General features: G+C 44.6%; 9 protein-coding genes. 4 read left to right on the top strand and 5 right to left on the bottom strand.

The window, feature by feature from the left end:
• Positions 1-89 precede the first annotated feature (89 nt).
• Entirely contained in the window at positions 90-764 is a 675-nt protein-coding gene (locus tag UXZ23_RS07560; RefSeq protein ID WP_320820004.1) for a DUF4328 domain-containing protein, read from the top strand.
• 86 nt (positions 765-850) lie between these two features.
• Here UXZ23_RS07560 and UXZ23_RS07555 read toward each other — a convergent pair whose 3' ends face one another.
• The 5 genes from UXZ23_RS07555 to UXZ23_RS07535 are packed head-to-tail and all read right to left on the bottom strand — an operon-like array spanning position 851 to position 9,035.
• Positions 851-4,117, bottom strand: a complete 3,267-nt coding sequence (locus tag UXZ23_RS07555) for an efflux RND transporter permease subunit (RefSeq protein ID WP_320820003.1) — start codon at positions 4,115-4,117, stop codon at positions 851-853.
• Between the two features lie 14 nt (positions 4,118-4,131).
• Positions 4,132-5,286, bottom strand: coding sequence for an efflux RND transporter periplasmic adaptor subunit (locus tag UXZ23_RS07550; RefSeq protein WP_320820002.1), 1,155 nt, complete (start codon positions 5,284-5,286; stop codon positions 4,132-4,134).
• 2 nt (positions 5,287-5,288) lie between these two features.
• Entirely contained in the window at positions 5,289-6,260 is a 972-nt protein-coding gene (locus tag UXZ23_RS07545; RefSeq protein WP_320820001.1) for a hypothetical protein, read from the bottom strand.
• Positions 6,261-6,270: 10 nt separating this feature from the next.
• On the bottom strand, positions 6,271-7,380 hold the full coding sequence (locus UXZ23_RS07540; protein WP_320820000.1) for a hypothetical protein: 1,110 nt from the start codon (positions 7,378-7,380) through the stop codon (positions 6,271-6,273).
• Complete coding sequence (locus UXZ23_RS07535) at positions 7,377-9,035, bottom strand: GH3 auxin-responsive promoter family protein (RefSeq protein WP_320819999.1); 1,659 nt, start codon at positions 9,033-9,035, stop codon at positions 7,377-7,379. The genes UXZ23_RS07540 and UXZ23_RS07535 overlap by 4 nt, the downstream gene beginning before the upstream one ends.
• Positions 9,036-9,848: 813 nt before the next feature.
• Between UXZ23_RS07535 and glmU the strand changes: the two genes are divergently transcribed.
• From glmU to UXZ23_RS07520, 3 genes are all read left to right on the top strand, one after another.
• On the top strand, positions 9,849-11,216 hold the full coding sequence (glmU, locus tag UXZ23_RS07530) for a bifunctional UDP-N-acetylglucosamine diphosphorylase/glucosamine-1-phosphate N-acetyltransferase GlmU (RefSeq protein WP_320819998.1): 1,368 nt from the start codon (positions 9,849-9,851) through the stop codon (positions 11,214-11,216).
• 91 nt (positions 11,217-11,307) lie between these two features.
• Positions 11,308-12,837, top strand: coding sequence for a DUF4331 domain-containing protein (locus UXZ23_RS07525; protein WP_320819997.1), 1,530 nt, complete (start codon positions 11,308-11,310; stop codon positions 12,835-12,837).
• 10 nt (positions 12,838-12,847) lie between these two features.
• Positions 12,848-13,096: a hypothetical protein gene (locus UXZ23_RS07520; RefSeq protein WP_320819996.1), complete on the top strand. Its 249-nt coding sequence runs from the start codon at positions 12,848-12,850 to the stop codon at positions 13,094-13,096.
• The last annotated feature ends 55 nt before the right edge of the window (positions 13,097-13,151 follow it).

The following is a 13,151-nucleotide window of genomic DNA, read 5'->3' as shown; positions in this document are numbered from 1 at the left end:
TTTTGCGACGTGCTGAGACAATTACCATTAATTGGTAAGTGCAGTTTCAGCATAGCGATCGACGATAGCCTAAAAGGATAAGTATTATAATGGCCTACAAGCGATACCCTTTCTACGATTTGCATCTCTTGAATCGTGTCATTATTGGGGTAATGGCAATACCAGGAATACTGTGTGTTGCCGGTTTTATTCATGGTTTTATGACCTTGCAACAACTTCATGGGCTGGCTGCGACTGACATAATCACGCAATTAGATGCTGGGTTGCAAAGTCGTATTGCCCTAGATAGTCTTATTCGTATTACGCAAATCAGCCTGACCGGTGTGCTCGGTATATTCTTTGGCTACTGGCTCTTCTATGCGGTGCGCAATTTAGTCTGCCTATACGACGAGAAGCCGCATACTATAAAAAATACTCTTATTATCTTTATGCGCATGCTGAGCTGTATCTTTTTAGCATTGCGCACCCTTGCGTCCATGCGCCATAGATCGGCTCCTGAGCATCACAACTTTGTCCCAGATTCTTGGTTGCTGCCGTTGTGGTGGTTGGCTTTGGTTGGTGCTAACGTGAGTAAAATCGTTGCCGTCTATGTGCTACTTAACGTCGATTCAGTCGCCCGCCTGATTGAGGGGATGATATGGATGAGCGCTGCTTATGTCTTGTATTTAGCCATGTATATATTAACGGCTATTTTGATTAACGAAATTGGTTACTGGCAGCGTGTTAATTGGCAGTCGCAGCAAGACTTGCCCGCAGAAGAATAATTGCTTCAAGCAAAAATGGGATGGATAAATATTTAATAAGGCCGCGTAGGAGATTTTTGCATTCTCTCATACGCGGCTTTTTAGTTTTAAAGGTTTCTTGCGTCGTTTAAGCCAGCTTCCCAGCTAGAGCTAAGAACGTCATCTTCATATGGACACACTGCCTTGCGGGCGTTGCGCGTACCTTGTTCAAAGCCGCGTTGATATGCCGCTTCAACGGGATCATCGGAACTACCGCTTGGTGTTTGTTTAAACAGACGCAACACGCTTGTTTGCCATTCGACCATCATTAAGTAGGTTGCTGGCACTAATAACAAGCTAATAAGTGTGGCGAATACCACCCCGAAAGCCAACGACACCGCCATTGGAATTAAGAACTGTGCCTGCACACTGGTTTCCGAAATAAGTGGGGCCAAACCAACGAAGGTAGTGAGAGACGTCAACATAATAGGGCGGAAACGAACACGACCGGCTTCGCACACCGAGACAAACACATTCTCGCCTTTAGCGCGTTGGGTGTTGATGTAATCAATCAATACTAAGTTGTCGTTTACCACCACGCCACTAACGGCCACCATTCCCACGAATGACCATAGGGTTAATTCTAGATCGAGAAGGATATGACCGGTAACCGAACCAAGGAGTCCAAAAGGAATCGCATATAGCACCAACAGTGGTTGGCTATATGAGGAAAACAAAACCGCCATCATTAGGTACATGGCTAAAATAGCGAACAGGTAGTACTTCATTAAAATATCTAAGAACAAAGTGACTGCACGCTGGTATCCACCAACATCCCAGTTAATGCCGGGCATGGTTTTCACTAAGCCGTCGAGGTAATTGGTCGCTAAATCAGTTTGAATGTTTTTCACTGAATTTTGTGCAGGGTTAACGAATGCACTCACTGAAATAACGCGTTTACGGTCATAGCGTTTAATATGAGTTTTAGACGGACGATATTCGATAGTGGCAATGGTCGATAAGCTAACGTACTGGCCCGGTGCATATTCGATATGCATGTTTTCTAAATACCAAGGCGAAGAACGTTCATCTTTTGGCAAGCCAACCCAGACTTCGACTTCATCATCTTGGGTTTGAATGCGCTGTACGACATTCCCTTGGAAAGCGCGGTTAATTTGGCGGATAACGCTCTCAAGAGTTAAACCAAGCGCTACAGCGTTGTCTTTGAGTTTGATTTCGGCTTCCTGTTTCTCTTCTTCTTGAGATGTATGAATATCGAAAGTGCCATCGTAATCGCGTAGTTTCTTGGCTAATTGATTGGCCGCACTCATTAAGTCGTCGATGTCGTAACCAGAGAATTCAATTTGAATATCTGGATTGGTCGGATTCAAACTTGCGCTATATTTCAGACTGGTGGTGTCTTGGATGTCGCCAGCGAGTTCGCGCCAGCGGGCTAATACATCTTGGCCACTATAGGTCCGAGTTTCAGAAGAGGGCAGTTCAATAATGACCTGACCTTTATGATCCATACTTTTATCTACACTGTAAGAGGTAAAAGTATTCTTTGGTGCAACAACTGAGTAAATATGTTCAATTGCACTGGCGTCTTTAGCTTCGTATTCAGCTTGAACTTGATCTGCTGCAGCAATTAAGTGTCTTAACGCTTTTTCGGTTTTTTCACGCGGCGACCCTTCAGGGAAGGCAAAATTAGCAACTACGACATCGCCTTCAATAGCCGCAAATAAAGCGGTTTTAATCCAGCCTTGGCTAAGCAACACAATGAACAATGCGAAAACGACGGTAAAAGTCAGCACTACAAGCCCTTTATTGCGCAAACATACAGTCAATACCGGGGTGTAAACCCATTTTATTAATGTATCTAGAAAAACAGAGAAAACATTTTGAATCGCTGTTAATACCTTATTGCCCGGCTTCTCATTCTTGTGCGTACCAGATAAATGCGCCGGAAGAATATATAAGGATTCTATTAATGAGAATATTAGTGTGCTGATCACAACGATAGGGATGGCTCGCATTAGCTTCCCTTCAGGTCCAGGTAAACTCACTAATGGCAAAAAGGCGACAACGGTTGTGGCAACTGCGAAAAAGATCGGCTTATAGACTTCGAATACGCCCTGTAATGCGCCTTCAGTGCCATGCAAACCTTTTTGATTTTGTAGATGGATAGATTCGCCGACAACCACTGCATCGTCGACAACAATACCGAGTACAAGGATAAATGCGAATAGCGATACAATATTGATGGATACATCGAACACCGGAAGAATAAAGATAGTCCCAAGGAAAGCGATTGGAATACCTAGACTCACCCAGAAAGATAAGCGCGCGCTTAAAAATAATAATAAAACGATAAACAGCAGTACCAGACCGCTAAATGCGTTGCTTACTAATAGGTCCACGCGGCTTTGGAAGTTTTTCGATTCATCTTGCCAGACATACACTTTCACGTTTTGCGGTAAATTACTGTCGGCCAAGTGATTGTGAATGACATCCGAAATATCGGTAATATTTTGGTTGCCAACACGGAATACATCGATGGATACCGCTGGTTGACGATCAAAAGAAGCTTGGGGCAGATTACTGAAACGGTTATCGATAATATCGGCGATATCGCCCAGCCGAACTTCGCCCCCGTCGGGGTCGGCGGCGATGACAATATTGGCATAGCTCTCACTAGAATCTCGATAGGCATCGCTGGTAATGAGTACGTCGCCTTCTCTCGTTTGTAGCATGCCCCCGGGTAAAAACCCCGACTGCTTTTGAATCATTGCGCTTATTTCATCAAAGCTAATTTGATATTTCTGCAAATTGAAAGCGGGAATGCTGATGCGGATTTCCGATTTTTTCATATCTTCGAGTTCAACAATACTCACCGCACTAAACTCGAGTAAGTCGGTGCGTAATTGCCGAGCTGAAGCCGTTAATACGGAATAACTAACAGGGCCGCTAAGAATCAATTTAGCAACGCGGTTTCGTACTGTCAGCTCGACAACGTCAGGTGTTGTTGCTTCTTTTGGTAATAAATCTTTTGCTTCTAGACGGCTCTTTACTTCATCGACGATTTCTTTAGTAACAAAGCCTTCATCAACATCAAGGGTGATCGAGCAGATTCCCTCGTAAGCATAAGAGGTAAGATCAATAGTCCCTTGAATATCATAAATACGATTTTCAATAGGGCGGCATACGCTCGACTCAACGGTTTCAACCGATGCACCAGGCAGCTTACTTTGGATGCTAATACGTTCTAACGAGACGTTAGGCAGCAACTCTTTACGTGTTTCAGGTATCGACAGGAAACCTAAAACTAAAATACAAATCATGCATAAGTTAGCCGCAACTGGGTTGTTAGCAAACCAGCTAATTGAGGATTTCATACGATAAATCTACCTCAGTTATTACTATTGCTGGATTGGCTAACAGGAATAATACGCGTGCCTTCGGCCAAACGATGGAAACCACCAGACACAACACGAGTACCTTTTGGTAGTAGAGTATCGATATATACTTGATCGCGACCACGATATATCACAGCAACTTCTTGCGAGTGGAGGCGATCTTCGTCATCCAGCAACCAAATAATGTTACCAGGCTGCAGAACTTCGCGAGGCAAAATGCGCAGATCGTCGATCACTCTTCCTTTAATTTCGGCTTCGACAAACGACCCAGGTAGTAACGATTTCCCGGAAGCATTGATCATAGAGTCCGCATTCACTTGAGCGACGACATACATTAATTGGTTTTGGCCGCGCTCACCGTCTTTACGGACGATATACCCAGTCCATTGCCCATCATCTTGATAGCTACCTAGCTTTACTACAGGAGTGAAGCGTGGACCTTGTTCCGAACTGAGCTGATCTTTGAAACCGATGATGTCGAGCTGTTGGTCATTGATCGGCAAACGGATCTCCGCTTGGTTCATACTATAGATAACGGCAACTGGTGCAGATGCTTGTAATAAATCGCCTTGATGAACATAAGATTCAATCACTTTACCGTCAATCGGAGCGCGAATTTTTGTTTCTTCTAGCTGCTTGTAGGCATAGTCCAGTGCGGCTTGCGCCGCCGCGACTTGGCTATTTGCATAACGTAATTGCGGAACAAAGCGAGCGTATTCCGATGCGTTCTTTCCAGTTTGGCGTTTTGCTACTCGCGCATTGGCTTCAACTTCCTCCAGCTTTAGTTTCACTTGATCTAAAGTCGCCTGCTGTTGCGCAATGTCGAGGATGATATGCGCTTCATCAAGTTCAACTAAGATATCGCCTTTATTAACAAAAGCTCCCTTTATTAAAGAGTCACTAACATTCACCACCAAAGCAGATACTGAGCTAGCCACTTTGTGTACCTTTGCGGCCGTCACTATTCCTCGGGTGTATACGGGAATCGATTGGCTTGCGATCTCAACTTCGATGTAGGGCACTTGTGGAATAATAACGGGCTTTTCGGTAACCACCGGTTTTGGTGCATTGGTGTAAAAATAGTAACCAGCGCCACCGCCAATAAGTAATACGATCAGCACCAAAGTAAGGGTTCTTAAGATTTTCATGCTTAGTTACTGTCCGTTAAATACTTTTGCCATTGTTCTAGGCAGTGTTTGGTTAATCCTGGCTTCTTGCCGATATACGGATGTAGCTTGAGGGCTATAGACATTTTTCCATACCATTCAGTAACACCCGTCGAAATCGGATAGTTTTTTGATCCTGTACCACAGCATGCCAATACGTCGTCTTTTCGTTCTCCAGAATTTCTTTCATCGGGAATAGGCCAGCTTCCCAGATAACTGAGTGACCCTGCGAAAAAATTCTTTTTGCTCGAACTTGTATAAATACGTTTAACGCCGGCGTGTCCAATCCACTTACCAATATGCGCAAGCTTCCACAGCATCCAATGGCTCTGTGATTTTAGTTTGTCTCGCACAATATCTTGGATTTCATTGGCAGTGGACTTAGTGTTAAGTGCTAAGTTAAAGCCAGATGAATGGTTCATCGTTTCATCTTCTAGCTTTACACCGCCACGCATATTGACAGGATAAAACCAATAATACTCTTGTTCTCCGTCAAGAAGTTCAGAGGCAACCATTTTGTTTAATGAGTAGAATATAGTGGTTGCTACGGAAACATTCTGTGCCGCTGCTTTTTCTTTCAATTTTAAGGTTGCAGCTTCATCAAGAATAATACACTCCAGCTCTCCGCGATCGCTGTTAGAATATTCAAAGGTTTCCTTCCAACGAATTTTCTTTGGAGCCGTATCTTGGTATTTTCCTTGACGTTGTTTCTTCAATACATCAAAAAATTTAGGTTCGCTGGTATCACGATTGGTTGGTAGTGGTGTGCAAGGATAGCCATATTTTCTCAATTCGTGAGCATATAATCCCATACCATCCATTTTTGCATGTTCATAGCTCGTCCATTGCATAGTTTTAGTATTGTGATCGTACCAACCCGCATGTATTTCATCGCTAATACCTAACTGTTTGCGAACATTGAACCACATTGCTATGTAATCTTTCTTCTTCTGCACACTACTGCTCCTACAGACGAGATGTTTCTAAATACATGATGCGGTCAGAATCCAACTCGCTCGCGGGATCCTCTCCATAGAATGTAAGAAAGTGGCGACTAAACAATTCAACCTTTTTGTATTTGTTCGCGACGGCGTGTAAAGGATCATTAACATCGAATCCAAAGACTAAAGCATCGTAGCGCGTGTTTTTTAATTCACGACGCGCGAAGGCGACGAGGTCGGCAAAGGTCTCGGATTCGTTATTGGCGATTACAGTACTATGCAAGTATAGATAACTCGTTAATGCGCCTGCAGGTGGCAAGCTTAACCCGCCAAATATCTTGGTATAGAGATTATAAAACGGTCGAATGTACTGCATGCCGTTAGCGTAGCCTGCAATGCGCGTTTGCTTGAAATTCTTTTGATCCCATAAACCAGTCATTCCAATGAGATTTTGGCGGTCGCCATTACTCTCGAAGGCAAGGAAGAAATCGCCTAAGCGAATATCTCGATAATAGTCATTATCGGTACCTATTAATGAAAAGTCATAGCAAGGGTAAAATTGCTTTTTGCGGGCTTCCTTATCGAAGAATGCTTGCATGATGACAACGTCATCGGCAGTTGCGCGACGAACATGATGCTTTATTTTACGCTTTTCAGTGCGGCGCAAATCAATCATATTGGTGCGATATCGCCCCGCGGGGTAATAAGTAGGAAGCACTGTTCGACCACTACTCACGGTATCCATTGATGCTTTATTTTCTTCGAGAATAACCGTTTGCATCCATTCATCTTTCGTTTGCTCTTTATAATGCTTGAACATCCGATAAAGAGCGCGTCCGCCTTGCTGGCTACGATGAATACGTAAATCGCTGGCGTAGCGCACTGCTTGCGGGACACCATTAATAAATACATTTCGCTTACCGATACTGAAAGCACCGACAATGATTTTTTCTTGAGTATCTTCCATGACCCAAAGATCAGGATCGCTCGTGCCTATATAAGTGGCATAAAAATAATTAGGCTGACGTTCAAAATTTAACTGAATGCTACCTTCTTGCGGTGTATCGCCAAGTAAATCCAGTAGCGCCTGGGAATCTTCAGGCACTGTTGGGCGTATAACATAGCGCTGACTCATGCACTGCGCTCCGTGTGTTCGTTTAACGACACTTTTAACGCCTCAGGTAACGGCTCGCTTTGCCATAACACTAATGGCTCGACTTTAATGTTACCGGCGACCATGCCGCCAGCAATTTTATGGCTGGTATATACATCCATTGCGTCATCTACGATTAACAGTTCGGCCTTGGCGAGCTGGCCTAGCTCTCGTGCAAGCTTGTAATGGAAGTGCTGACAAAGGCTGTTTTCTAATTGCGCACTGAGTTCAGCTCCGTGAGCTTTAGCCTTTTCGTCGCCACTGCATAACAGTGCATAGGTTGGTTTGGCGCGGAATTCGTTGGATGGCAGTGCTAATAAGGTGACTGGTGCTATGCCATGTTTGCCGTCAAATTCGTTAATCAAATTAACGGCAACATCAGGAGCGAGTTTTTCGCCAACCATGTCGACGCCGTCAATACGGCTGATGAACTGCAAGCATGGACATTGGTTAATGAAGCCAGTGACTAGCAATTGATCTTTCGTGGCGTAACGCAGTAAGCCGTTACCTGTGGTCAAAATTGGGCGAACACGTTGCCCTTCTTTTAATTGCCAAGCGGTTAAAATTTCTTGGGTTTCTAAGTCTTCGAATTCGTAGAAGTGACTATTGAGCGATAGCGGATATTTGTCGCCAAGAGGGAAGGTTACGACGCCTTCAGTAGCCCATAGACCTTTACCTTGAAAGCCACTATGGGGAAAAATTGCATGTAACTTTTCTGCCCAGCCTTTTGATGACGATGTGTCCCAAGAGCTGATCAATGCAAGGTTCGGCCAAAGCGCTTTGGTGATTTTCGGCGATATTTCACCATCCCAAGCGGCCATGATTTTGGCGGCTTCAAGATTTTTTGGAGCTTCTAAATACGTTAGGGTTTTAAACGGTTCAACCCATTCACCAGTACGTAGCACTTCAGCGATAGCGGCACGGTGTTCTTGCATCAGTTGCAAGATACTCATGGCAAACGTTGGGCTCCATACCGAAATAAACGATAAATCAGTACACGAAGCTAAGTAGCACGAGGTCGCGAAGAAGGATTCTTCTGATGATTCTGCTAGCGATACGGCTTCCGGCACGGCCATGGTGCGGGCCATAAAAATGCGTTTCCACCAAGGCAGTAATTTCAGGTCGTCGTTAATGCTCTCGCTGACTTGGTTGCGTAGATCGCTCGGAACCCAAGATAGCGACCAATAGTGACGACCTTTTTTGATACCGGGAAAGCTGCTGTACAGATCCGACATCCAAGGGCTAATCGCACCGTCTAGCTCATTTAAGAATGCCTGAGTATAAGGAATCCATTTGATTTTAGACGTTGAACCACTGGTTGGTTGGTAGCGTTCACAGCCTTCGCTGGTTAGCATCGGACGATTGTTTTTTTGCTGCTCGACAATCATGTCATGCCAGTGATCATAGTCGGTAACAGGGATGCGCTGTTGGAATTCTTCTAGCGACATGTCGGCTGGCACGTTGTGCTGCTCACCACTAGCGCTACCTGCAACGAGTGCTAATGTCGAATGCAGTTTAGCGCGTTGAATACTCTCCAATTGTTTGCTCGATTCGAGCATCTTCTTGGCGCCCTGACGGGTAAGTTGACTGGACGCAAAGTGTAGCAATGACGTGGTCAGAGAGTTTAAAGCAGACATTCAATATAGCTCCTGGTGCAATGACGGCACTCTTAATAACAGTGACAACCATCAAGAATCTTGGAGTTCTTTTGGGTTGTATTCTCAGCCGCTGTCAGTCCCTATTAGGAACGCAGCAGCTGGATGTTCTCTGGATTTCCAGAAAAATAACGAGGCAGGCATCTATTCAAGCACAGTACAGATCTATCCTGTTGATCAGCTTTTTGCTATCAATGGCTGTGTTGAGCATTAATGAGCGGAATTCGTGTTTGAGAATGCATCGTTATTTTAGTTATCTTCAGCTTAGGTTTTCTCGTTAAGGGAACGATTGTTTTCTTATTATTAGAACCGACGCTGATACGATTAGATTTAATCACAAAGCGCTCATTATGAAAATTCAGCGGTTATGCATAAAAGTCGATTGGCTCATAATATCCTTTCCAATTCCCTTGAGTTTTTGGCCCTTTTGTACAGGTCTGTTGCTTAAGTTTAAAAGCAAGACAATAGATATTGGTGATTTCTGTTTTCAATAGTATGACGATGCGCTTTTTCTTTTTAAAAATCATAGTGTTATATATCTTGCCTAGTGATTTTAGATGACAATTGGTTAAGCCAATTCGGCGGTGAGACGAATGTTTTAAAATAGCTTCTAGCAAGTGATTTTTTATTGGAATAAAACCTGTTCATTGTTGCGAAAATAGTACTTTTGCGCCTTTTTCAACAATCGGGCGTTAATTGTGCTTGGTTTGCTTCCAAGTCGTGAGGGCTTAGAATGGCTGCAATTTATTTTCTCCATCTTCACTTTGTTGATCGTATATACGGATACCCATCGTTATGACCCTAGCAGTTGTTACTCTTGCGGCCGGTAAAGGCTCGCGCATGAAATCCGATTTGCCCAAAGTTCTGCACCCTTTGGCAGGCCGTTCAATGTTAGCGCATGTGTTGGCTAGCGCTCGTCAGTTGGAACACGCAGATCAGCATGTGGTGATAGGGCACGGTGCTGAACAAGTGCAGCAAGAATTCGCCAATCAGAATGTGAGCTGGGCGCTGCAAGCTGAGCAAAAAGGCACTGGGCATGCGGTTGCACAAGCGATGCCTGCGATCGCCAATGATGCTGTGGTACTGGTGTTGTACGGTGATGTGCCGTTGATACGCGCTGAGACCCTGAAGCAGTTGGTTAAAATAGCCAGTACAGGCAACACGTTGGCGCTGTTGACGGTTCATCTCGATAACCCTACTGGCTACGGTCGCATCGTTCGCGATGAGGTTAGCAATATTCTGGCGATAGTGGAGCAAAAAGACGCGTCGGCGGAACAGCTGCGAATTAATGAAGTGAACACCGGTATTTTGGCTGTGTCTGCAGCCCATTTGCATGAATGGCTGCCTAAGTTGTCGTCGAATAACGCTCAAGGTGAGTACTACCTAACGGATGTGATTGCCATGGCGGTGGCGAATGGTGTGGGTGTGCGCGCAATTCATCCGCATAGCGAATTTGAAGTTCAAGGCGTGAATGACCGCCTACAGTTGGCGCAACTTGAGCGCGTTTACCAACGTCAGCTGGCAGATAATTTACTCCGCGATGGTGTTTCTTTAGCGGATCCAAGTCGTCTCGATATTCGCGGATCACTGACTGTCGGGTCTGATGTCAGTATTGATGTCGGTTGCATCTTTGAGGGCGACGTAACGATTGAAGACGGCGTTACTATCGGCCCTTACTGCATTGTGCGTAACAGCCACCTTGGTGCTGGCTCGCGCATAGAGAGCTATTCGCTGATTGACGAGGCTCGCCTAGAACTGGATTGTAATGTTGGCCCTTATGCTCGTCTTCGTCCTGGGGCGGAGCTGGCGGAGGGCGCGCGTGTTGGTAACTTCTGCGAGATTAAGAAATCCCATATTGGTAAAGGCTCCAAAGTAAACCATCTAACCTATATTGGTGATGCCACATTGGGGGCAGATGTAAACGTTGGTGCCGGTACTATTACGTGCAACTACGACGGCGTAAATAAATTTCAGACCAATATTGGTGATGGTGCTTTTATTGGATCCAATTCGTCTTTGGTTGCTCCTGTGACGGTGGGTGCTGGTGCAACGGTAGCCGCAGGCTCAGTATTAACTAAAGATGTTGCGGACAGTGAATTGGCTGTTGCTCGGAGTAAACAGCGCAATATTAGTGGCTGGCAGCGCCCTAAAAAAAGTAAGTAGTAAATTTAACTTGGCCTATTTGCATCCAAACTAAAACTTGCAGCGTATCTCTTGGGATTGAATTGTTAACTCATCTCAAAAAGGTACGCTTATGAAGAATTCCATCACACGTTCAGCTCTGGCTATCGCCATTGCCGGTTTGGTTAGTAGCGAAGCTGCATTAGCCTCTAGTCATCGCGAGGCTCCCAACGTTACTCGCTTACCTACCATCGATTCTACCGATTTTTATGCTTTTAATAGCTATCAAGATGGTCGGGAGGATTTTGTAACTTTCATCGCAAATTATATTCCATTGCAAGATGGTTATGGTGGCCCGAACTATTTCGCAATGGACCCTAATGCGGTTTATGAAATTCATATTGATAACGATGGCGATGCCATTGAAGATTTAACCTTTCAGTTTAAATTCCAGCAGGCATTGGGTGTTAGCGGTGGCGTAGCTCTGACGATTGGCGAAGGTGATAATGCCAAGCAAGTTGGCATTCCACTCAAGAACTTCGGTAATGTTGATAATGATGGCAGTGTGAATTTTAAGGAAACCTACACCGTTAAATTAATTAAAGGTGATCGCCGCGATGGAATTGCGTCAGATTTAACGGGTGATAATGGAACCAGCTTCTCAAAGCCTCTCGATAATATCGGAGAGAAATCGTTCACAGATTATGATACTTATGCTTCCACATTTATTCATGACATTACTATTCCTGGTTGTGATACGGGCAGTAAAGTGTTTGTCGGACAGCGAAAAGATGCATTTGTCGTTAATTTAGGTCGCACTTTTGATTTGGTAAATTATGTACCGTTGGATAATGGTACTAATCAAAGTGATAGTAACGATGATTTACTCGATAAGAACGTTACTACCATTGCTCTAGAAGTGCCTAAGTCGTGCATTACTGGTAGCGGAAATGGCGTTGTGGGTGGATGGACTTCCGCGAGTTTACCGCAGGCACGTATTTTGAACCCGCAAGCAACAATTGATAAGCCTTCAGTCGATGGCGGGGCTTTAGTGCAGGTTTCTCGCTTAGGTATGCCACTCGTTAACGAAGTGGTGATTGGTTTAAATGATAAGGATCTATTCTCTTCTTCTGAACCAAAGGATGACGGTCAATTTGCAGATTATGTAACGCATCCTACATTGCCTGCATTACTTGATATCCTATTTAGAACGCCACTTGGCGCTACCGATAATATCGCGCCATCAAATATTCCTCGCAATGATTTAGTCACCGCCTTTTTAACAGGATTTCCTGGTGTTAACCAGTTGGCTACCGTGACCGGTTCTGAAATGCTGCGATTAAATACGGGTATTGATGCAACACCAGCTGCCGATCAGAGTGCGTTTGGTGTTGTTGCAGGTGATCTGGCCGGTTTTCCAAATGGACGTCGTCCAGGTGATGATGTAGTTGATATTGCATTGCGCGTTGTTATGGGTGCTCTATGTCACTCGGTAGACCTCGATGGTGACGGCACTGCTACTGATGATTTAGGTTTGTGCACGCCGAGTGACGCGCCAGTGGGTGATCAGCCTTTCAGCGATCTTGCACCACTCGATGCAACTTATGTTGATAATGAATTTCCATATTTGAAAGCGCCATTGGCTGGCTCAGTAAATCCATAGGCGAGAGGTTATGAATATGAAAATGACTACCCAGTTTATCTTATCCACATTAGCTGCTAGTACTTTACTTTTATCTGGCTGTTCGGATGTGTTCGATGACGATAAAAAGCGGTCTGATCCTAATAGAGTAACGTTAGCCGGCTTGGTTGATGACATCTTTTATGCAGACGCAGAGAGTGAGCCAGTAGCCATTAATGATTTAATAATTGATGATAATACTGATCAATACTCGTTTGATTATTTGCTGCACGGCGAATAAGTAACTAGCCGCCGAGTAGATTACTCGGCGGTTTTTTGCCGGAGTTATAAAAAGC

The sequence above is a fragment of the Thalassolituus sp. genome (assembly GCF_034111725.1).
In the GTDB taxonomy this organism is placed as follows: Bacteria; Pseudomonadota; Gammaproteobacteria; order Pseudomonadales; family Oceanobacteraceae; genus Thalassolituus.
This window is presented reverse-complemented; position numbering and strand designations above follow the sequence as displayed.